15 protein-coding genes are annotated in these 20,407 nt (G+C 76.1%); 3 read left to right on the forward strand and 12 right to left on the reverse strand.

What is annotated here, in order from left to right; all coding sequences use genetic code 11:
* Positions 1 to 165: 165 nt before the first annotated feature.
* Positions 166 to 1,089: a hypothetical protein gene (locus ACFVVL_RS21720; protein ID WP_387677600.1), complete on the reverse strand. Its 924-nt coding sequence runs from the start codon at positions 1,087 to 1,089 to the stop codon at positions 166 to 168.
* Positions 1,090 to 1,488: 399 nt separating this feature from the next.
* Here ACFVVL_RS21720 and ACFVVL_RS21725 point away from each other — a divergent pair, with 399 nt between their 5' ends.
* Positions 1,489 to 2,598 (forward strand): glycoside hydrolase family 26 protein, encoded by a 1,110-nt coding sequence (locus ACFVVL_RS21725; RefSeq protein WP_387677603.1) that lies wholly within the window; start codon positions 1,489 to 1,491, stop codon positions 2,596 to 2,598.
* Positions 2,599 to 2,612: 14 nt separating this feature from the next.
* Here the strand turns inward: ACFVVL_RS21725 and ACFVVL_RS21730 are convergent, their stop codons facing one another.
* The 9 genes from ACFVVL_RS21730 to ACFVVL_RS21770 form a co-directional block, all read right to left on the reverse strand.
* Positions 2,613 to 3,779 (reverse strand): GNAT family N-acetyltransferase, encoded by a 1,167-nt coding sequence (locus ACFVVL_RS21730; protein ID WP_387677605.1) that lies wholly within the window; start codon positions 3,777 to 3,779, stop codon positions 2,613 to 2,615.
* On the reverse strand, positions 3,776 to 4,579 hold the full coding sequence (locus tag ACFVVL_RS21735) for a hypothetical protein (protein ID WP_387677607.1): 804 nt from the start codon (positions 4,577 to 4,579) through the stop codon (positions 3,776 to 3,778). The genes ACFVVL_RS21730 and ACFVVL_RS21735 overlap by 4 nt, the downstream gene beginning before the upstream one ends.
* 65 nt (positions 4,580 to 4,644) lie before the next feature.
* Positions 4,645 to 5,760, reverse strand: a complete 1,116-nt coding sequence (locus ACFVVL_RS21740; RefSeq protein ID WP_387677609.1) for a glycosyltransferase — start codon at positions 5,758 to 5,760, stop codon at positions 4,645 to 4,647.
* Positions 5,761 to 5,763: 3 nt separating this feature from the next.
* Complete coding sequence (locus tag ACFVVL_RS21745; RefSeq protein ID WP_380287679.1) at positions 5,764 to 6,699, reverse strand: polysaccharide deacetylase family protein; 936 nt, start codon at positions 6,697 to 6,699, stop codon at positions 5,764 to 5,766.
* The gene (locus tag ACFVVL_RS21750) at positions 6,689 to 8,422 is read right to left on the reverse strand and encodes a lipid II flippase MurJ (RefSeq protein ID WP_387677613.1); all 1,734 of its coding nucleotides are present in this window, start codon (positions 8,420 to 8,422) and stop codon (positions 6,689 to 6,691) included. Before ACFVVL_RS21750 ends, ACFVVL_RS21745 begins: the two co-directional genes overlap by 11 nt.
* Complete coding sequence (locus ACFVVL_RS21755) at positions 8,419 to 9,738, reverse strand: O-antigen ligase family protein (RefSeq protein ID WP_380287677.1); 1,320 nt, start codon at positions 9,736 to 9,738, stop codon at positions 8,419 to 8,421. The genes ACFVVL_RS21750 and ACFVVL_RS21755 overlap by 4 nt, the downstream gene beginning before the upstream one ends.
* An 8-nt stretch (positions 9,739 to 9,746) precedes the next feature.
* Positions 9,747 to 11,270 carry a sugar transferase gene (locus ACFVVL_RS21760; protein WP_380287676.1) on the reverse strand — a complete coding sequence of 508 codons (1,524 nt, stop codon included), beginning with the start codon at positions 11,268 to 11,270 and terminating at the stop codon, positions 9,747 to 9,749.
* A gap of 333 nt (positions 11,271 to 11,603) precedes the next feature.
* Entirely contained in the window at positions 11,604 to 12,758 is a 1,155-nt protein-coding gene (locus ACFVVL_RS21765; RefSeq protein ID WP_380287675.1) for a glycosyltransferase, read from the reverse strand.
* A gap of 188 nt (positions 12,759 to 12,946) precedes the next feature.
* Positions 12,947 to 13,387, reverse strand: a complete 441-nt coding sequence (locus ACFVVL_RS21770; RefSeq protein ID WP_380287674.1) for an SRPBCC family protein — start codon at positions 13,385 to 13,387, stop codon at positions 12,947 to 12,949.
* A gap of 172 nt (positions 13,388 to 13,559) precedes the next feature.
* On the opposite strand from ACFVVL_RS21770, the gene ACFVVL_RS21775 reads away from it, so the two are divergent.
* On the forward strand, positions 13,560 to 14,453 hold the full coding sequence (locus ACFVVL_RS21775; RefSeq protein ID WP_387677618.1) for a HipA family kinase: 894 nt from the start codon (positions 13,560 to 13,562) through the stop codon (positions 14,451 to 14,453).
* Positions 14,454 to 14,590: 137 nt separating this feature from the next.
* On the opposite strand, the gene ACFVVL_RS21780 is transcribed toward ACFVVL_RS21775, so the two are convergent.
* Positions 14,591 to 16,081, reverse strand: a complete 1,491-nt coding sequence (locus ACFVVL_RS21780) for a S8 family serine peptidase (protein ID WP_380287673.1) — start codon at positions 16,079 to 16,081, stop codon at positions 14,591 to 14,593.
* Positions 16,082 to 16,527: 446 nt separating this feature from the next.
* Complete coding sequence (locus ACFVVL_RS21785) at positions 16,528 to 17,988, reverse strand: glutamine synthetase (RefSeq protein WP_380287672.1); 1,461 nt, start codon at positions 17,986 to 17,988, stop codon at positions 16,528 to 16,530.
* A 498-nt stretch (positions 17,989 to 18,486) separates the two neighbouring features.
* Here ACFVVL_RS21785 and ACFVVL_RS21790 point away from each other — a divergent pair, with 498 nt between their 5' ends.
* Complete coding sequence (locus tag ACFVVL_RS21790) at positions 18,487 to 20,262, forward strand: 3-hydroxyacyl-CoA dehydrogenase family protein (protein WP_387677620.1); 1,776 nt, start codon at positions 18,487 to 18,489, stop codon at positions 20,260 to 20,262.
* Positions 20,263 to 20,407 lie beyond the last annotated feature (145 nt).

Consider the following 20,407-nt stretch of genomic DNA (forward strand, 5'->3'; position numbering starts at 1 on the left):
CGGACCCGGGACGGGGAAGGGGGTCGTCGACGGGGCTCTGCAGGACCGCGCGTGGGCGGCGCCGCTCGCCCGTCATACCCCGGAGAAATCAGCCATGGCGGCTAGTCTACCGGGCCGCGCGGGCGACCCCGGGGGAATTCCCCGCCCGGGCACCCGGGCAGGGCCCTACTGCGGCCGGGCGCCGTCGTCGCCGCAGCTGCCCACCGGGCGCACGGCGGCGAACGGCTCGGCCGGGCTGCCGCAGGCCGCCTCGGGCGCGGCCGCCCAGGTGTCGAAGACCTTGGGCGTGACGATCGGTCCGTCCGAGATCAGCACCCGGCGCCCGTCCAGCGCCTTCATCTCGACCCCGGGGCCCGCGTTGAGCTGCCAGCCGCTGCTGTCCAGCCGGTAGCCGGAGATCCCGCCGGAGACCTGCTGCCCGGTGCTGTTGGTGCAGGTGCGCGGCACCAGCACCGCGAAGTCGGTGGCCACCGTGCGCTCCGGGTCGTAGACGCAGTTGCCGGCCGGCTTGGAGTTGTAGCGCAGGTCACCGTCGGCGTCCCGGAAACCCATCGTCAGCTCCGGTGTGACCACCGCCACCCAGGGCGTGGACTCCCGGACGGTGCGCAGCGAGGCCGCGGCCCGCTCGGTGGCCAGCTGCTTGCGCTGCTCCTCGGTGCGCTTGTCGGCGCCGGGCTCGCCCGCGCCGCGCAGCCAGTCGGCCAGGCCGGGCACCGCGCGGTGCCAGCGCACCTGCTGGTCGCCGGGCCGCACCGAGGTGACCAGGCCGTCGTCCCAGACCACCACGGCGTTCTCGCCGGCCATCGACAGGTGGAGCGCGGTGGCGCCCTCCCGCTGGTAGGACCAGGCGTGCTCGCCGGTGGCCCGGTGGTAGGCCTCCAGGCCCGGGCCCACCCGCAGGTCCAGGGCGGCCGCGTCCAGCGAGGCCGTGGGGTCGGCGCTGGTGTCCGCGGCGCCCTTCGCGGCCACCCGGTCGCCGAACGGGACCGGCTTGTTGGCGTGCGCGGCGGCGCCCGCCACAAGGACCAGCAGCACCGCCAGGGCAGGGAGGATCGATCGGGGGCTGAGGGCACGCGACTTCCAGGACACGGGCGGAGCGTACCTTTCGCCGCCCGCGCGAGTCAGCCGGGCTTTCCCGTACGGCCGAACGGCCGAACCCCGTCCGCCGGTTCCCCGCGACCCGCGCGCGCCCGCCCGGCGACCTGCGCGGTCGGGCCCCGCGCCGCCCCGGCCGGCCCCGGCACGGGGCACCCCGGTAGGGCGCCCGGGGCGCCGAGGACTGTTACGGAGGTGATACACGGCACACGCCGGACGGCTCCGGACGGCGTTCGAATATCGCCCACTTTAGGGTGACATTCGGCTTTTCCCCGGGCGCCCGGCCCTACTGTCGGCGAGGGATCCGCCACGCAGCGTGTCCTCCCCGCTCCGCCCCGCCCTGCTCCGCCCCGCCCGTGGCACCGTCCGGGGGCCGCCGCCCGAGGAGACACCATGCGATTCGGCCGCCTGGCGCTGGCCGCCGCCACCCTGCTGCTGCTCGCCACCGCCAGCGTGCCCGCCGGGACACCGCTGGGCCAGACCGAGCGGCACGCCCTCTCCTCCGACGCCGTCGCCCCGCACGGCGCGGCCCCCCGCCCGGCGGTCCAGCGCCCGGCGCACGAACCGCCGTTCGGGGCCTTCGTCGGCTCCTGGGACAACTACATCCCGCAGATCGGCCGGTACGCCCAGTGGCTCGGCGACGCCAACCTCCAGGTCGGCCACACCTATCTGGCGGGCAACGGCTGGGCCGACATCGAGGGCGAGCCGATGGTGCTCGCCATGTGGTCCCAGTGGCGGCTGGCCGAGCCGTCCCGGATGCTCGTGCTCGGCGTGCCGATGCTGGCGCCCAGCGAGGCGAACGTGCCGGACGGCGAGGTGGCCGCACTGCTCGGCCAAGGCGCCCGCGGCGACTTCGACCGGCACTTCCTGAAGCTGGCCCGCCGGCTGGTGGCCCTCGGCGGCGCGGACACCGTGGTCACCCTCGGCTGGGAGATGAACGGCGTCACCTACACCCACCGCTGCAAGCCCGACCCGGCCGCCTGGAAGACCTACTGGCGGCGGATCGTCACGGTGATGCGCTCGGTGCCCGGGCAGCGGTTCCGCTTCGACTTCGCGCCCAACCGGGGGCTGGACGCGATCCCGTGGACCAAGTGCTACCCGGGTGACGACGTGGTCGACCTCGTCGGCATGGACAACTACGACCAGCCGGCCGGCGGCACCTTCGACGACTACGTGCGCGAGCCGTACGGGCTGCAGGACCAGGTCGAGTTCGCGGCCAAGCACGGCAAGCAGGTCTCGTACCCGGAGTGGGGGCTGTTCCGCAACGGGGACAACCCGGAGTTCGTGCAGCGGATGGTGGAGTGGATCCGCACCCACGACACCGCGTACCAGACCGTCACCGACTACTGTCCGCACGGTTTCTGGCAGTGCGACCGCAACCCGCGCTCCAGCGAACGGTTCCGGCAGCTGATGACGGGCTCCCCCGGAGCCCCCGCCCCGGCCGCGCCGACGCCCCCGGCCGCCCCCGCCGCCCCGGTGCCGCCCGGCCCCGGGGCGCGGTAGCGGGACCGCGGCGGTCAGTCCCGGCGGCGGGCGGCGAGCGCCTCCTTGAGCCGCGGCGCGCGGGTGTCGAGCAGGTGCACCGCGGCCCGCCGGGCGCGCACCGCCCCGCTGCGGGCCGCGGCCGCCGGGGCCGCCCCGCGCGGGCCGAACAGCAGCCGCTGGTTGGGCAGCTGGTCCGGACGCCAGCGCTGCTTGTACGGCTCCTGGCCGCGCAGCAGGCTTATCACCGGGATGCCCGCGCCCAGCGTCTCGTCCAGCGCGGCGCCGAACAGCAGGCCCGCGATGTCCAGCCGCTCCCGCAGCTCCGGGTGCGCGCCGTACAGGTAGAGGCCGCTGAAGGAGGGGCAGAGCAGCACCAGGTCGACCGCCACCAGCTCGCCCTCCAGCCAGAACCGGTGGACGGCCGCGCGCCCGGTGGCGACCAGCCCGACGGTGGACTCGGTGAGGTGCCGGCGGAACCGCTCGGTGCGGTGCTCCGGGGTGACACCGCGCTCCTGCCACTGCAGGAAGTGCAGCCGCAGCAGCCCCTCCAGCGCCTGCGGCACCTCCTGCGGAGCGGTCGCGCGCACCTCCACACCGGACTCGGCGATCTTGCGCAGCTTGACCCGGCTGCGCTGGGCGGTCCGGCCCGGCACCCGCTTGAGCAACTGGTCCATCGGGGCGGCGGGCAGGTACTGGCAGAGCGAGTCGGTGAACCGGCGGCGCCGGCCGTGCCACTGCTCGAACACCCGCTGGACGGCGGCCTCCGGACGCACCTCGCGCAGCTCCAGGCTGTGCCAGGGGCGGGTGAGCGGCAGGGCAGCGGCGAACTCCGCGGCGGCGCGGTCGGCGCAGTCGTCGTCGAGCAGGACGTCGGTGAAGTCGATCAGCCCGGCGCCGAGGCCGGTCAGCCCGCCGAACGGTCCGCCGCGCCGGTGGAACGCGCCCGCGCCGACCAGCCGGCCGTCCCGGCGCACCAGGACCACCAGCAGCGCGCCGGGGGTGCCGTACTGGCGCCACCAGGAGCACTGCCAGGCGGCCGACTGGAAGAAGGTGGCCGCCCCGCAGCGGGTCACCAGGTCGTCCCACTCCGCGGCCACGGCGTCGAGGGCGTCGTCCTCGCGGCGCAGCTCGGTGGTCCAGCGCGAGGAGCGGGCCGGGGCGGGGAGGCCGGCGGCGGGGGCGGCGGCCCCGGTGCTCATCGTCCGCTCCCGGCGCCCGCCCCGGCCCCGGCCTCGGCGAGCTCGGGCGCGGGCGCGGCGGCGGGCTCCGTGGCGGCGGGCTCCGCGGCGGGTCCGGCCCCGGCCTCGGCGGCGCGCGGACGCGGGGTGGTCGCGGCCGTCGGCTCCCCGGTCGGCGGTTCCCCGGCCGTCGGCTCCGCGGCCGTCGGCTCCCCCGCCGTCGGCTCCCCGTCGACGGTCCCCCCGGCGGGAGCGCCGGGTGCGGCCCTGCGACGGCGGGTCATCATCACCAGCGCGCCGATCAGCACCCCGGCCGAGCCGCCGACCGCGACGTCCAGCTTCCCGGAGGGCGTGGTCGGCCGCTCCGGCTCCGCGGCGGCGGCCAGCGGAACCAGCCGCACGCCGGTCTCCCGGCTGCTGGTGTTGGCGAAGGCGACCAGCGAACGGGCCACCGCCTCCGCCGCCCGGACGGCCTCCTCGGGCCGGGCCCCGGTGCCGGTGATCTCGATCATCGGGGCGTCCGGCGAGGTGGTGCCGTGCACCAGGGACGCCAGCTCGGCCGTGCGGTGCCCGGTCTCGGCGGCGGCCGTCACCAGCACCTGCGGCTGGCCGGCCAGCCGGCCGTACGCCTGGGCGAAGTTGACCGCGGCGACGGTCTCGCCCGGCGTCTCGGGCACCACGATCACATAGGAGTTGGCGGCGTACGAGGGGTGGGCGACGACGGCGTACCCGGCGCCGGCGACGGCGCCCAGCGGCACCGCGAGGACCACCGGCCACCAGCGGCCGACCAGCCGGCGGGCGATTCTGCGCGGTTCGGTCATGGGGGACTCCTTGGCTGTGCGGGCCGCCCGGCCGGCGGCCCGGTGGCTGCGGGGGTGCTGCCGGCTCACGCCCGGGCCAGCCGGTCGTAGAGGGCGCCGAGGTCGGCGGCCACCCGGACGATGTCGTAGTGGCCGACCGCGGCGGGCCGGGGCAGCGGGTCGGGGCCGGGGCCGCCGGGGCCGCGCAGCTCGCGCAGCGCGGCCGTGTAGGCGGCGGCCCCGGAGGGGATCCGGCGGGCCTGCGGGGCGGCGCCGGGCGGCAGTTCGTCCAGGGCCGGGCAGGCGCTGTGACGCACCGGCAGGCCGGCCGCGAGCCCCTCCAGCACGCCGAGGCCGAAGGTCTCCTCGGTGGAGGGGGCGGCGAGCACGTCCAGGGCGGTGAGCAGGTCGGGCACGTCGTCGCGCTCGCCGGTGAGCACCAGGCGGTCGCGGACGCCGAGGGCGGCGGACCGCCGTTCCAGGGCGGGCCGCTCGGGGCCCTCGCCGACCAGCACCAGGCGGGCCGTGCCGTCCAGCCCGGCCAGCGCCTCCAGCAGGACGTGGAAGCGCTTGCCCGGGACCAGCCGGCCGATCCCGCCGATCACCCAGCTGTCCGGCGGCAGGCCGAGTTCGGCGCGCACCCGGGCCCGGGTGGCGGCCTGGTCGGCGGGCGGGCGCCGGAAGCGGGCGGTGTCGATGCCGTTCGGGATCAGCTCCACCCGGTCCGGCGGGACGCCCCAGGCGTTGAGGGTCCGGGCGACCTGCCGGGAGACCGCGACGGTGGTGGTGCCGAGGCGTTCGGCGGCCAGGTAGAGGGCCTTGACGCCGCGGGTGACCGGGCGGCCCTCGATCACCCCGGCGTGCAGCGAGTGCTCGGTGGCGACCACCGCCCGCACCCCGGCCAGCCGGGCGGCGAGCCGGCCGTACAGCCCGGCCCGGAAGAGGTGGGTGTGCACCAGGTCGTAGCGCCCGGCCCGGACCCGGCCGGCCAGCCGGGGCAGCGCGCCGACGTCCCGGTTGCCGCGCATGCCGAGGTGGTGGACGGTGACCCCCTCGGCGCGCAGCGCGTCGGCCACCGCGCCGGGGTTGGTCAGCGCGAGCACCTCGCAGTGCTGGTGGGCCGGCAGGTGGCGGAGCAGCGGGGGGAGCTGGCGCTCCGCTCCCCCGGAGGAGAGCCCCGTGACGATGTGCAGAACCCTCACCGGTCAGCCGCCCGCCCGCTTGCCCGTCCGGTGGCGCAGTTCGGCGACGGTGTCGCGCAGGCGGTGGCGGCCGCGCTTGGCGCGCAGGCGCCAGGCGCCGTCGCGGTCGCCGACGTAGCAGCGGGGCAGCGCGAAGCGGCCGGTGAGCGGGGAGTGCGCGATCGCGCAGGCGTAGTCGTAGCCGGCGTCCCGGACGGCCTGGGCGGCGGCCGCGTCGACCGCGCCGTACGGGTAGCAGAAGCCGGTGACCGGGCCGCCGACGACCTCCTCCAGGACCCGCCGGCTCTCCCGGGTCTGGGCGGCGAGCACGTCGGCGGGCAGGCCGGTCAGCGCCTGGTGGCCGAGGCCGTGGGAGCCGATCTCCCAGCCGGCGGCGGCGAGGTCGGTGACCTCCTGCACGGTGAGCAGGGTCTTCCGGGGGCCCTCGCTGTCCCAGTCGTTGGCGCGGCCGAGCAGGTCGGCGACCACGTACGCGGTGGCGGTGAAACCGTAGGCCTGGAGAATCGGTACGGCGTGGCGGGCGAAGTCGGCGTAGCCGTCGTCGAAGGTCAGGCCGACCAGGTTCTCGGCCCGCCCGGCCGCCCGGGCCCGCATCAGCTCCCGCACCGAGACCCCGCGCCGTCCGCGCCGGTGCAGCCAGGCGATCTGCTCGGCGAACCGCTCGGGGCTGACGGTCAGCTGGTAGGGGTCCTCCTTCTCGACCGCCACCGAGTGGTACATCAGGATCCACGGCGAGGTGGTCCCGGTGACCGGCGCCTCGGGCAGCGGCCGCCGGCTCCCGGGCAGCCGGGCCGGGGGTCTGCGGATGCCGGAGGGCGGCGCGCCGGTCCGTGGTGCGTCGGCCCGTGGCAGGTCGGTGCGCGGGCCGCCGGCCACCGGTGCGGCGGGGCCGCGCACACCGGACGGGACCGACCGGACTGATCCCCGTTCAGCATCCATGGGGAGGCTTCCCTTCATCGGCGACAGGAGACGGTCCTGGGACCGGTCCCAGGACCCGCAGGGCGGCCCGGACCGGGCCGCGCACCTCGCGGGCGCCGAGGCCGGTGCCCAGGGCGGCGAAGGCCAGCGCGACGGTGAGACCACCGAGCGCGGTGGACAGCAGGGGGTCGGCGGCCAGACCGGCGGCGGGCGTGCCGAGCGCGGCGGCGCCGGCGGCCGCGGCCAGCAGCCGGGCGTGGCCGCCGAGGACCCGCCGCAGCCGCAGCGGGATGCCGCGCAGCACCAGGCCGTGCAGCAGCAGCGCCGCGGTGGCGGTGATGCCGGCCGCGTTGCCGGCGGCCAGGCCGAGGGCGCCGAACCGGGGGGTGGCGAGCAGGCCGACGGCCACGGTGACGACCAGGCCGAAGGCCATGGCGGCGGCCGGGTACCAGTCGAGCAGCCGGCGTCCGCCGTCCTCGGGGCTGGGGTCGCCGGCCCGGCGCACCACCGGGCGCAGCGAGAAGTAGGGGCGGATCATCACCCCGATCAGGGCCTGGGCGAGCAGTCCGAAGCTGTAGACCCGGATGACGGCGGCGGTGGCGGCGGTGTCCCGGGGGCCGAAGGCGCCGCGTTCGAAGAGCAGCGCGACCACCGAGGGCGCGCAGGCCATCAGGAAGGCGGTGCCGAGCAGGACGACGGCCGCCGCCTGGCCGAGGTCCTTCTCCACCCGGTCGCGGGCGGCGGTGACGTCCCCGGCGGCGAGCGCCCGGGCGACCAGCGGGAAGGTGACGGTGCAGATCAGGATCCCGGCGGTCATGGCCAGCTGGGAGACCTTGGCGGCGTAGTTGAGGTGCGAGATGGTGCCGGGCGGCAGCGCCGAGCCGAGGAACCGCTCGATGAAGACCTGGGCCTGGCGGGTCAGGGTGAACACGCCGACCGGCAGCAGGGCGAGCGGGATCAGCACCAGGGCGTTGCGCGAGTGCCGGCCGCGGGCCTGGCGTCCGCCGCCGCCCCGCAGCCGGCGCAGGAACGGTCCGACCAGCAGGCCGGCCATCAGCAGGCTGCCGAAGGCCACGCCGATCGCGGCGGCCCGTACGCCCCAGAGCGCGTGGCAGGTGAGCAGCACGCCGAGGATGCCGAGGTTGTAGGCGACGTAAATGCCGGCCGGGGCGGTGAACCGGTGGTGGGCGCGCAGGGCGGCGGCGAGGTAGCCGGCCACGCCGAAGGGCAGCACGGTGATCGCGGTGATCCGGGTGCAGGTGACGGCGAGCCGGGGGTCGGCGAGGCCGGGGGCGAGCAGGTCGACCAGCCGGGGGGCGCCGAGCGCGGCGCCCAGCGAGAGGGTGGAGAGGGCGAGCAGCAGCCAGGGCAGGGTGGCGCGGACCAGCTGGCGGACCGGGTCGGGGCCGTCGGGGCGTTCCTCGCGGAGCACCAGGGCGAGTGCGAAGGCGGGCACCATGAGGAAGGACATGGCGTCCTCGATGAGCAGCGGTGCGGCGGTCTCGGGGACGGTCCAGGCGACCAGGAAGGCGTCGGTGCCCTGGTTGGCGCCGAAGTAGCGGGCGAGCAGCAGGTCGCGGAGCAGGCCGAGGGCGGAGCCGGCGGCGCTGAGGACGGCGGTGACGCCGAAGGCCCTGGCGAGGAAGCCGCGGCGGGGGCCGGCGGCGGGCGCGGCGGCGGGCGGCGCGGGCCGGGGGGCGGGCAGCGCCGGGGGGCCGAGCGCGGTGGGCCGGTCCGCGGTCATGCGACCGCCTCGCGGGGACGCGCGGCACGGGCGGCGAGGCCGAGGACGACCGAGGTCAGCACGGTGGTGGTGCCGCCGATGTCGGCGTAGAGGAAGTCGACCAGCACCCAGGTCAGCAGCGCGAGGGCGGCGAGGCCGGGGCCGCGGGCGGTGCGCAGGCAGCCGAGGAGCAGGCCGAGGAAGAGCAGGCCGTAGGCGGCGATGCCGACGAGGCCCTGCTCGCTGAGCACCAGGAAGTACATGTTGTGCGGGGAGAGCAGCGGTTCGCGCTGGAAGCCGATGGTGGCGTCGGCGGCGTCGCTGCCGGAGGAGAGCCGCAGCGGGGCGTGGCTGTCGCGCAGTTGCTGGAAGGCCTTGGGGCCCGCGCCGGAGACGGGGTGGTCCTGCCAGATCCGCCCGGCGGTGGCCCACAGGTCGTAGCGGTCGGAGACCGACTGGTCGGGGGCCTCGGAGACGGAGCCGATCGAGCTGAGCCGGGCGGTGACGCCGGAGCCGCCGAGGCCGAACCCGCCGACCAGGACGACGGCGGCGGCCGCGGCGAGGACGGCGCCGCGCACGGCGAGCCGGGCGTCGGCGCGCAGCAGCAGGACGCCGGCGGCCACGGCGGTGGCGATCCAGCTGCCGCGGCTGAAGGAGACGGCGAGCGGGAGGACGAGGAACGCGGCGGTCGCGAACAGGGCCCGCCGCAGCCGGGCGTTGCCGTCCGGGCCCCGCTCGGCGATGCCGAGGGCCAGGGCGGCGAGCAGGCCGTAGCTGACCACGGTGGACATCGCCATGATGTCCAGGGCGCCGAAGGTGCCGACGGCGCGGATCGGGCGGCCGGTGTAGGAGGCGCCGGTGCCGGTGAGGAACTGGTGGGTGCCGACCACGCCCTGGACCAGGGCGGCGGCCACGAAGGAGCCGAGGACGAGCCGCTGGTCGGTGCGGTCGCGCAGGGCGCACAGCACGGCGGCCGGGACGAGCACGAAGACCTGGGTGAGCCGGACGAAGCCGGTGAGGCTGGTCGCCGGGTCGGTCGAGCCGACGGTGGCGACGGCGGCGGCGAGCACGACCGCGCCGAACCGCACGGCGTCGCCGCGCCCGATCGCGGGGGTGCGGCCGCGCAGCAGGTGCACGGCGGTGAGCGCGACCAGGGCGAGCGAGGCGAGGTCGGCGGCGGTGACGTGGACGGCGGCGGCGACGTCCTTCTCCCCGGTGGGGACGCAGACCAGCAGCACGGTGGCCGCGGCCACCAGGCTGGGGCGCCGGTCGACGACGCCCCCCGCGCGCCGTAACAGCCCGGCGGGGCGCGGGGGTGCGGCGAGGGTCAGGGCCACGGCGTTGATCAGCTCCCGTCCGGGTGGAGCATGAGGGCCGCGGTGCGGCACAGGATCTTGACGTCCTGCCAGAGGCTCCAGCTCTCGATGTAGCGGTTGTCGAAGCGGGCCCGGTCCTCGATCGAGGTGTCCCCGCGCAGGCCGTTGACCTGGGCGAGGCCGGTGAGGCCGACCGGGACGCGGTGGCGGTCCGCGTACTCGGGGTAGGCCTGGCTGAACCGCATGACGAAGTAGGGGCGTTCGGGGCGCGGGCCGACCAGGCTCATGTCGCCGCGCAGCACGTTCCACAGCTGCGGGAGCTCGTCGAGGGAGCTGCGGCGCATCAGCCGGCCGACGGTGCCCATCCGGTGGTCCTGGGAGATGTTCCAGCGGGTGGCGGACTCGTGCTCGTTGCTGGGGCGCAGGGTGCGGAACTTGAGGACGGTGAAGACCCGGCCGTCGAGCCCGGTGCGCTGCTGGCGGAACAGGACGCCGGGGCCGGTGTCGAAGCGGACCGCGAGCGCGCACAGGGCGAGGACGGGGGCGAGCAGGAACAGGCCGATCGCGGCGGCGGTGACGTCCAGGGTGCGCTTCGCGGCCCAGCCGGGGCGGCGCATCGCGGCGCGGCCGACCGGCAGGCAGGGGAAGCCCCAGACGTGGTCGGCGCCGGCCAGCCGCCCGGCGGCGAGCGAGCCGTACTCGCGCAGCGCGGGGACCAGCCAGACCTGGCAGCCGAGCCGGGCGGCGTCGCGCAGGGTGGCGGCGGTCTCGGCCTCGTCGGCGGCGCCGGCGGTGGCGACCACGTGGTGGACGCGGTGGCGGCGGACCTCCCGCTCCAGGACCTCCCGGCCGCCGAGCACGGGCAGGTCGGTGTCGCCGGCGAACAGCGGCGGGTCGGCGTCGAGGAAGCCGACCGGCCGCATCCCGTACTCGCCGCGCTCGCTGAGGGCGGCGGCGACCCGGCGGCCGAGCCGGCCGGCGCCGAGCACCAGGACCGGGCTGGGGCGGTTGCGCCGGACCCGGCGCACCAGGTGGTAGAGGACGGCGCGGCCGCAGACGGCGAGCACCAGCTGGGTGCCGAGCAGCACGGTGAGCCGGGCCGGGGTGGCGGGGCCGGAGGCGGGCCAGTGGCCTTCCAGGCAGCCGGCCAGGCTGATGGCGAAGGCGGTGGCGACCAGGGCCCGTGCGGTGAGGGCGGGCAGTTCGTCGAGCACCGAGAGGGTGAGCCGGGTGCGGTAGAGGCCGCCGGCCAGGTTGAGCAGGATCAGCAGGGGCAGCAGGGCGGCGACGCCGAGCAGCGGTGCGACCCGGACGGCGGGGTCCAGGGCGCGGTTGGCGGTGCCGGTGGCGGTGCAGAGGGCGAGCGCGTCGACGGCGACCAGGGCGGCGGGCAGCGCGAGCCGGGAGCGGACCGGGCGGCGGTGCCGACGGGCCGGCGGGGCGCTGCGGACCTGGGCGGAGCGCGTCGGGCGGTCGAGCAGCCCGGTGGCGGGGCGGCGCGGGCCGGACAGGGAGCGACCGGGCCGTGGCACGCTGTCGTGGTCAATGGTCATCGGCGGACGAACTCCCCTGCTGTGTGCCCGGGGTGACGGCGGTCCGGCACGGGGTGGCCCGGGGTGGCCGTCCAGGCCCGGTGAGCGCGGTCCTGACAGCACCTGCTACCGCTGGCGACTTTCGGTTTTCTCGCGAATTCCCGGCGTAAAATCGAAACGAAGCAGGCAAAATCAGACGTTACCGAAAACCGGCTTGAATGCTGGAAGTTGACTTGCCGTTTCATTCCAGCCGCCCATTAATAGGTATGTCTGATTTGGCCCTCACCCACAACCGGTGGAGGGTGCGAATACGGCAGCGCCGAGGCGGCGGGGCATTCACGGCATGTGAAACGATCAGATCCGCTGCGGGACACGGGCGCGGCGCCGCCCGGGCACCCGGCCGGCCCCCAGCAGGTCGCGGTAGAGCGCGTCGACCTGTTCGACCACCGATCGAACGTCATGACGGGCCGCGGCGTGCTCGCGCAGCCGGGTGCCGCGTCGCTCGCACTCGATCGGATCGGACAACGCTTCCGCCATCCGGGTGATGAGCGCGGACACGTCCTCCGGCGGCACCAGCGCGGACGCGCGTTCGGACGGCGGCAGGCACTCCCGGGCCCCGGGCACGTCGGTCAGCAGCACCGGCCGCCCGCAGGCCATCGCCTCCAGCGGGGCCAGCGCCATGCCCTCCCAGCGCGAGGGCAGCACCACCAGGTCGGCCGCGGCCAGCCAGGGCCGCGGGTCCGCGACGTCCCCGACCAGCCGGACCCGGGAGCCCTCGGCGCTCTCCCGGACCATGGCGGCCAGCCGGGCCGCGTCCGGGCCGCCGCCGACCAGCGCCAGCCTGGCACCCGGCACCCGGCGCCGCACCTCGGGCCAGGCGGTGAGCAGCACGTCCTGGCCCTTCTGGCGGCAGAGCCGGCCCACGCAGACCGCGAGCGGCCCGGCCGGCTCCAGGCCCAGCGCGATCCGGGCGGCCCGGCGGTCGGCGGGCGCGTGGTGCCGCACGTCCACGCCGTTGGGCACCACCGCCCAGTCGGCGTGCAGGCCGGCCGCGACGCCGTCGGTCCGCTCCTGGACGGAGACGCAGAGCAGCCGGTGCGCCCAGCGGGTCGCGTACCGCTCCCAGCGCAGGGTGGCCGCGGCGAGCGGGCCGTCCACGGCGGCGAAGGACCAGGCGTGCGGCTGGAAGACGGTCGGCACCGCGCCGCGCACGGCCAGCCGGCCGGCCAGCCCGGCCTTGGCGCTGTGCAGGTGGAGCACGTCGGGCGCGGCGGCCCGGACGATCCGGCGCAGCCGCCAGGCCTCGGCCGCGGTGGTGGCGCCGGGCGGGCGCCGGGCCGGCCAGTCCTGGACCAACGCGCCCACGGCGGCGGCCTCCTCGGCGAGCCGGCCGCCGCGCGGGCAGGCGACCAGCACCCGGTGGCCGGCCTCGCGCTGGCCGCGGACCAGGTCGACCACGACGCGGGCCACTCCGCCGTCGACGGGCTGCGAGATGTGAAGGATCGTCATATGCACGGCGGCGAGCCTAGGGTGGCCGCGGCGCGCACGGAGGCCTCGTCACCCGCAGGTGGCGGGGCGTCCACCCGTACGGCGCGTCGCTCGTACGGGTGGACGAACTCGTCGAATTCCTGGACGAGTTGAGGGGGAGGTCCGGGAGGACGGAACTCCGGCGGGCTCCGCCGGAGCCCGGGCGGGGCTCAGCGCACCTCGGCGGCCAGGTTGGCGAGCACCTGGTCGTGGATCCGGTTGAGGCCCTTGGGCGCGAAGGTCCGCTCGAAGAAGCCGCCGATACCGGTCGCCCCCTGCCAGGTCGCCGTGACGGTGACCTTGGTCCGGCCCTCGCCGGCCGCCGCGACGGTCCAGGTGATCACCATGCTGGAGTTGGCGTCCTTCTCCACCAGCTGGTCCGGGCGCGGGGACGAGACGGTGAACAGGCAGTCGCGGATCCGCTTCTCGGTGGCCTGGAGCTTCCAGTGCACCTGGGTGCCCGCGCCGGTGCCGCCGACCCGGACCTCGTACTCGCTGTACTGCTCGGGCAGCAGCTTGGGGCGGGTCACCTGGTAGTCGGCCAGGACCTCGTACACCCGCTCGGGGGCCGCGTCGTAGACCCGCTCGGTGGTGGCCTGCACCTGTCCCATGGTCGTGCTCTCCTTGTACGGTCGTCCGGCGTGCGGTCGCCCGGCGTGCGGGTCGTCCGGCGCCGGGGTGTCGTCCGGGGTGTCGTCCGGGTGGTCCCGGCAAGCCAATCACAGCGGGCCGTCGGCGGCGGGCGGCGCCCTCCCGCACGGAGCGGGCGTTAGGGTGGCGGATGTGCTCGAACAGGTGACAGCAGTGCGCTACGTCGACCCGCTGCGGGCCGGCGGTTCCGTCCCCGGCGTGGTGGAGACCGACGACCTGGGCACCTACGTGGTGAAGTTCACCGGGGCCGCCCAGGGCCGCAAGGCGCTGGTGGCGGAGGTGATCGTCGGCGAGCTGGCGCGCCGGCTCGGCCTGCCGGTGCCCGAGCTGCGGCTGGTGGACTTCGACCCGGCCGTCGCCGACGGCGAGCCGGACCCGGAGATCCAGGACATCCTGCGGGCCAGCCGCGGGATCAACCTCGGCATGGACCTGCTGCCCGGCGCCCGCGACTTCCGGCCCGGCATGATCGAGGTCGACCCGGTCGAGGCCGGCCGGGTGGTCTGGCTGGACGCGCTCACCGGGAACGTCGACCGGACGGTGCACAACCCCAACCTCATGGTCTGGCACCGCAGGCTGTGGCTGATCGACAACGGCGCCGCGCTGGTCTTCCACCACCGCTGGTCCGCCGCCGAGGCCTCCGTCGGCAAGCGGTACGACCTCAGCGCCCACGCCCTCGGCGGGTACCACCCGGACGTCCGGCTCGCCGACGAGGAGCTCGGGCCGCAGGTCACCGTCGGGCTGCTGGAGGAGGTGGTGGCGCTGGTGCCGGACGCCTGGCTGGCGGACGAGCCGGGCTTCGGCTCGGTCGGGGAGCTGCGCCGGGCCTACGTGAACCAGCTGGCGGCGCGGGCGGTGCTCTCCGCCGAGTGGCTGCCGGAGGGGTTCTCCACCCCCGAGCAGCTGCGCGAGGCGGAGCGGCGGCGGGCGGCGCGGAGCAGGGCGGGGCGGCCGGCCTGGCTGCAGGAGGTGCCGGACCTGCACGGCAAGCCGTCGGTGGAGACGGTCTGGGAGCACCACTTCGAGTGAGCCGGCGGCGCCGGGCCGACGGGGCGGCACGCGTCACGGCCGGCGGAGCGGCCGGCGGAGCGGCACGCGGAACGGGGGCGGGACTCGAAAGTCCCGCCCCCGTCGTGCGTTCAGGGTGTCAGCCGGTCAGCCGTGGCTCACCGCCACCACTGGGCCGCCTTCTCGGCGTTGATGATGCCCGCGCCGTAGAAGCCGTTGTCGTCCGCGCCGCCCTCGCAGGTGGCGGTCCACTCGCCGGCACCGCCCGGGTTGTACGGGGCGGTCGGGCAGGCGTGCGACTCGGCCTGGTTGGTCAGCAGCTCGGTCAGCTCGTCCGCATTGGCCCACGGGTGGGTGCTGGCGAGCAGGGCGAGCACGCCGGCGGCGTGCGGCGAGGCCATCGAGGTGCCCTGCATGTAGCCGTACTTGCCGCCCGGGATGGTCGACAGCACGCGGCCGTTCTGGTCCGGGGTGTTCGGGATCTGGTAGCGGCGGTCGCCACCGGGGGCGGCCACCGTGACCTTGTTCTTGCCGTAGCTGGAGTAGTACGACTTCTCGCCGTTGACACCCACCGAGGAGACCGCCACGACGCCGTCCAGCTCGGTCGGCAGGTTCAGGCAGTCCTGGGTGATCGGGCGCTCGGCCGGGGTGGTGTCGTCCGGGCTGGCGACGTCCTTGGTCTTGTGGGCCAGGTCGATGTTCTCGTTGCCCGCGGCGGCGACGTTGAGGACGCCCTTGCGCTGCGAGAACTCGACGGCGCGGCGGACGGCGGTGGTGATCGCCGCCTGGTCGGCGTCGTTCTGGCAGTTGAACATCCACGGGTCGACGAAGTAGCTGTTGTTCGTGACCTTGAACTTGTGCTCACCGGCCCAGACGAAGCCGCAGATGGCGTACTCCGGGTAGATGAAGCCGCCGTCGTCGACGACCTTCACCGCGGCGAGCTTGACGTTCGGGGCGATGCCCTCGATGCCCTTGCCGTTCTTGGCGGCGGCGATGGTGCCGGCCACGTGGGTGCCGTGGTCGCCGTCGACGCCCGGCTGCCAGGCCTCCCAGGCGGTGTTCGGCTTGCCGCCGTCGATGCAGGAGACCGACTGCGAGGCGTCGATGTTGGCGGCGAGGTCCTCGTGGGTGCCGTCGATGCCGGAGTCCAGCACGCCGACGGTGACCTTGTTGCTGCCCAGGGACAGCTTGTGGGCCTTGTCCACGCCGATCTGGCGCATGTCCCACTGGTTGGCCCACAGGGGCTCCTCGCCCGCGGCGGCGGTGCCGGCCGGAGCGGCGGCGACCTCGGCGACGCGGTCCTCGGAGGCGGTGATGCCCTTGGTGCGGCTGGCGCCGACCGACTCGACGCCCTTGGCCTGCCGCAGCTTGGCGGCGAACTGGGTGTCGTTCGAGCGGGCGATCACCACGCCGATCTGCTCGTACGAGTACACGACGGTGCCGCCGAGGGTCGTGATCGCCTTCTCGACCTTCTGCACCTGACCGTGGTTGGCCTTGGTGTTGACGACGTAGCTGAGCAGCGGACCGGTCGTCGACTCCGACCCGGAGGCGGCGACGGCGGTGCCGGACGGCAGCGCGAGGGCGCCGGCGGTGGCGAGGACGAGGCCCACCGCCGCATACCGGGTCCGGCTGATCCGAGGAACACTCATAGGGGTTGGCCCTCCCGAGTCGTCATGCAGCAGCTGCGGTTGGCAGGTGCACTTGGAATGATCGGGACGTTAGTGAACAAGTGTTGCAATCCGCAAGAGGTAGTCATCTAATCGCCACAAGTCGGCCACTGGCGGAAGGTATGACTCCGCTTCTGCTGGGCAGGAGGGGTCGCCCGGCGGCCGTGAGGGCACAGCTCGCCGGAAGGCACACCCTAGTCAGCCGGGCCGAGGGCGGAACAGGCGTCCGGGGCGGCCGGAAACGGCCAGTGGCGGATCGCCGCCAAGCGGGGGCGGCGGACGGTCAGAGCGCGTACAGTCGCCCGGCATCGGCCGCGGGCGGCCGGACGGACCCGGCGAGCGACCCCGCCGGGGCAGCGCCGGCGAGCCCGGCCCCCGGCACGCCGTGGCCGTGGCGACCGGCCGGCGCGGGGGCGCCGGGAGGTCTCCTAGTACCGCCAGCGGGTGGCGGCGGCCAGCTCCTCGGGGGTGGCGGTGGCGTACTGCTCGCTCTCGGCCTCGCGGACGGCGAGCACGGCGCCGTGGAGCGGCTCGCCGAGTGCCTCGCGCAGCAGGGCGGAGGCGCGGTAGGCGGCGAGCGCCTCGCCCGGGCCGGTGGGCAGCCGGGGGACGGTGCCGGGGGCGGCCTGCGCCGGGTCGCCGGTGAACTCCGGCGGCAGCGCGAGGCGTTGGTCCAGCCCGGCGAGACCGGCGGCGAGCACCCCGCCGACCGCCAGGTAGGGGTTGGCGGTGGCGTCGAAGCACTTGATCTCGGCGTTGGCGGCGGAGGCGCGCTCGCCGGTGGAGCCGGTGACCAGGCGCAGCGCGGCCTCCCGGTTCTCCAGGCCCCAGCACTGGTAGGCGCCGGCCCAGTGCGAGGGGACCAGCCGCAGGTAGCCGGCCGGGCTGGAGCAGCCGAGCACCAGCAGTTCGGGCAGCGCGCCGAGCACCCCGGCGAGGAAGCCCTCGGCCTCGGCGGTGAGGCCGTGCGGGCCGGGGCCGCCGTGGGCGAGGTTGTGGCCGTCCCGCCAGAGGCTGAGGTGGAGGTGGCCGCCGTTGCCGACCCCGCCGGCCTCGACCGCCGGGGCGAAGGAGACCCGCAGGCCGTGCCGGGCGGAGACGGCGCGCACGGTGTGCCGGACCAGCACGGAGGTGTCGGCGGCCTCGACCGGACCCTCGGGGGCGACCGAGACCTCGAACTGCCCGGCCGCGTACTCGGGGTGGATCTGGAGCACGGTCAGGCCCTGCTCGCCGAGGGCGTGCAGCACGTCGCGCAGGTAGTCGGAGAGCTCGGTGACCCGCTGCATGCCGTAGGCCGGGCCGGCCGTCGGGTAGCGGGGCTCCTCCCCGGGCGGGCCGGCCAGCGCGGCCACCCACTCGATCTCGATGCCGGCCTTCAGGGTCAGCCCGCGTTCGGCGGCGGCCGCGACCGCGCGGCGGGCGAAGAGCCGCTGGCAGCCCGGGTGCGGGGCGCCGCCCTGGGTGTAGCGGTCCCCCGGCGCCCAGGCCCAGCCGGGCTGGGCGGCGAGCGGGACGATCCGCTCGACGTCGGGGTAGAGCCGCAGGTCCCCGGTGGGGCCGCCGATGAGCGGGCTGGTGACGACGGTGTCGTCGGCGAGGAAGACGTCGAAGCAGGGGGCCGTGCCGATGCCCCACTGGGCGGCGTGCACCAGGCCGCCGAGCGGCACCGCCTTGACCCGGGCGATGCCGGCGTTGTCCACCCAGGTCACGGCGACCGCCTCGACCCCGGCGGTGCGCAGCCGGTCGACCGCCGCCTGGGCCCGCTCGCCGCGCTCGGCCCGGTCGGCCCGGGGCGGCGGCACGGCGCCGTCCTCGGCGTGCCCGCCCGCCCCGGGGACGGACCCGGGGGTGGGCTCGGGACGGTCCGTGGCAACGGCTCCAGTGGTCATGCCCCCATGCTGCCCAGCGCCGCGGGGGCGCGTAACTCCCCTATCGGGTGGTCCGAACGGACGTCCGTCCACCGCCCTCACCCGCACGGGTGATCGCCCGCCGCGAGCCGTGGAAATCCGGCCCACCGCCCCCCTTCCTACCGGCGAGTAGCTTCGCTACAGTGTCGGCACGCACCACCGTCGGGCTTCGGGAGCCGCACCGACGGGGGCGCCGTCCGCCGTGCGGGACTCGCGCGGAGCGGGCGGCGCGTGGCGGTGCGTTCGTTCACCGGCGGGTGCCGCGGACCGCGGCCGCAGCCGGGACTTCTCTCCTCTGTGTTCAGAGCCGTCTCCCGTGTCGAGCGCCTGAGTACCACGGCACACCCGCAGCACCGCCGGAGCGGACCGGCGGCGGCGCGGTGGCCGCAATCGTCATCCCCCGCCCCGCGCGCGGACCCTCCTCCGGGGGCGCGCCCTCCGGAGCGCGCGCGGGCCCTCCATGACAAGGAGTCAGGACAGATGAAGCGTCCCTTCCCCACGGTCGCCGTGGTCGGGCTCGGCACGATGGGCGCCGGCGTCGCGGTCGCCGTCGCCAGGAGCGGCCGCCGGGTGATCGGCATCGAGGCCGACGAGGCCTCGGCCGCCCGGGCCCTGGCCCGGATCGAGGAGGCGACCGCGCACGCGGTGGCCCGCGAACGGCTCACCGCCGGGGAGCGGGCCGACCTGCTGGCCCGGATCTCCGTCGGCCACGCGCTGGCCGCCGCCGCCGGGGCGGACCTGGTGATCGAGGAGGTGCCCGAGCGGCTGGAGCCGAAGCGGGAGGTCTTCGCCGAGCTGGACCGGATCTGCCCGGCCACCACCGTGCTGGCCACCGGCACCACCGCGCTGTCGGTGACCCGGATCGCCGCCGCCACCGCCCGCCCGGACCGGGTCCTCGGCCTGCACTTCTTCAACCCCGTGCACACCATGAAGCTGGTCGAGGTGGTGCGCACCGTGCTCACCGACCCGCAGGTGGCCGAGGACGCCGCGGCCTTCGCCCGGGACCTCGGCAAGGAGCCGGTGGCGGCCGGCGACCGGGCCGGCTTCGTGGTCAACGGCCTGCTCTTCGCGTACCTCAACCAGGCCGCCGCGATGTACGAGTCCAGGTACGCCACCCGGGAGGACATCGATGCCGCGATGCGGCTGGGCTGCGGCCTGCCGATGGGCCCCCTCGCGCTGCTCGACCTGATCGGCGTGGACACCGCCCGCACCGTCCTGGAGGCGATGTACGAGCAGTCGAGGGACCGGCTGCACGCGCCGGCGCCGATCCTCGGCCAGCTGGTCGCGGCCGGGCTGCTGGGCCGCAAGAGCGGCCGCGGCTTCTACACCTACGAGGCGCCCGGCTCCTCGAAGGCCGTCGACGCCGCCACCGGCCCGGCGGAGCCGGAGGTCCCCGGCCGCGAGGTGCGCGGCATCGGCGTCTGCGGCTCGGGCACCATGGCCACCGGCATCGTCGAGGTCTTCGCCAAGGCCGGCTTCCCGGTGCTGCTGGCCGCCCGCAGCCAGGAGAAGGCGGAGCGGGCCAAGGCGCAGCTGGCGAAGTCGCTGGAGCGCTCGGTGACCAGGGGCCGGCTGACCGGGGAGCAGCGGGACGCCGCGCTGGCGCTGGTCACGCCGGTCGGCCGGTACGACGCGCTGGCCGACGTGGACCTGGTGGTCGAGGCGGTCGCCGAGGACCTCGCGGTCAAGCGCGAGCTCTTCGCCGCCCTGGACGCGGTGGTCAAGCCGGGCGCGGTGCTGGCCACCACCACCTCCTCGCTGCCGGTGATCAGCTGCGCCTCGGCGACCTCGCGGCCGCAGGACGTCGTCGGCATGCACTTCTTCAACCCGGCGCCGGCGATGCGGCTGGTCGAGGTGGTCTCCACGGTGCTCACCGCGCCGGACGTCACCGCGACCGTGCTGGAGCTGTGCGCGAAGGTCCGCAAGCACCCGGTGGAGTGCGGGGACCGTGCCGGGTTCATCGTCAACGCGCTGCTCTTCCCCTACCTGAACGACGCGGTGCGGATGCTCCAGGAGCACTACGCGACGGTGGACGACATCGACACCGCGATGAAGCTCGGCTGCGGGTACCCGATGGGCCCCTTCGAGCTGCTGGACGTGGTGGGCCTGGACGTCTCGCTGACCATCGAGCAGGTGCTGCACCAGGAGTTCCGGGAGCCGGGCCTGGCGGCGGCGCCGCTGCTGGAGCACCTGGTGGCGGCCGGCTGCCTGGGCCGCAAGACCGGCCGCGGCTTCCGCGACCACGCCCGCCGATGACCGCCCCGCCGCCCCACGGGGGACAGCCCGGCCGGCCGCCGTCCCACCCGGAGCGGGCCGGCTGGGGACCGGGCGCGGTCTCGGCGCACTGGCCCCGGCCCGCGGTGAGCGGCCCGGTCGCCCCGGTGCGCCGGGGAAGGCCGCC

Source organism: Kitasatospora sp. NPDC058115 (assembly GCF_042884635.1).
In the GTDB taxonomy this organism is placed as follows: domain Bacteria; phylum Actinomycetota; class Actinomycetes; order Streptomycetales; family Streptomycetaceae; genus Kitasatospora.

Excerpts from the sequence above, each read along its gene's own strand:
- ACFVVL_RS21765 (WP_380287675.1), bottom strand. The coding sequence starts at position 12,758 with ATGACGATCCTTCACATCTCGCAGCCCGTCGACGGCGGAGTGGCCCGC.
- ACFVVL_RS21745 (WP_380287679.1), bottom strand. The coding sequence starts at position 6,699 with ATGGATGCTGAACGGGGATCAGTCCGGTCGGTCCCGTCCGGTGTGCGC.
- ACFVVL_RS21735 (WP_387677607.1), bottom strand. The coding sequence starts at position 4,579 with ATGACCGAACCGCGCAGAATCGCCCGCCGGCTGGTCGGCCGCTGGTGG.
- ACFVVL_RS21760 (WP_380287676.1), bottom strand. The coding sequence starts at position 11,270 with ATGACCATTGACCACGACAGCGTGCCACGGCCCGGTCGCTCCCTGTCC.
- ACFVVL_RS21780 (WP_380287673.1), bottom strand. The coding sequence starts at position 16,081 with ATGAGTGTTCCTCGGATCAGCCGGACCCGGTATGCGGCGGTGGGCCTC.
- ACFVVL_RS21750 (WP_387677613.1), bottom strand. The coding sequence starts at position 8,422 with ATGACCGCGGACCGGCCCACCGCGCTCGGCCCCCCGGCGCTGCCCGCC.
- ACFVVL_RS21725 (WP_387677603.1), top strand. The coding sequence starts at position 1,489 with ATGCGATTCGGCCGCCTGGCGCTGGCCGCCGCCACCCTGCTGCTGCTC.
- ACFVVL_RS21790 (WP_387677620.1), top strand. The coding sequence starts at position 18,487 with ATGAAGCGTCCCTTCCCCACGGTCGCCGTGGTCGGGCTCGGCACGATG.
- ACFVVL_RS21730 (WP_387677605.1), bottom strand. The coding sequence starts at position 3,779 with ATGAGCACCGGGGCCGCCGCCCCCGCCGCCGGCCTCCCCGCCCCGGCC.
- ACFVVL_RS21770 (WP_380287674.1), bottom strand. The coding sequence starts at position 13,387 with ATGGGACAGGTGCAGGCCACCACCGAGCGGGTCTACGACGCGGCCCCC.
- ACFVVL_RS21785 (WP_380287672.1), bottom strand. The coding sequence starts at position 17,988 with ATGACCACTGGAGCCGTTGCCACGGACCGTCCCGAGCCCACCCCCGGG.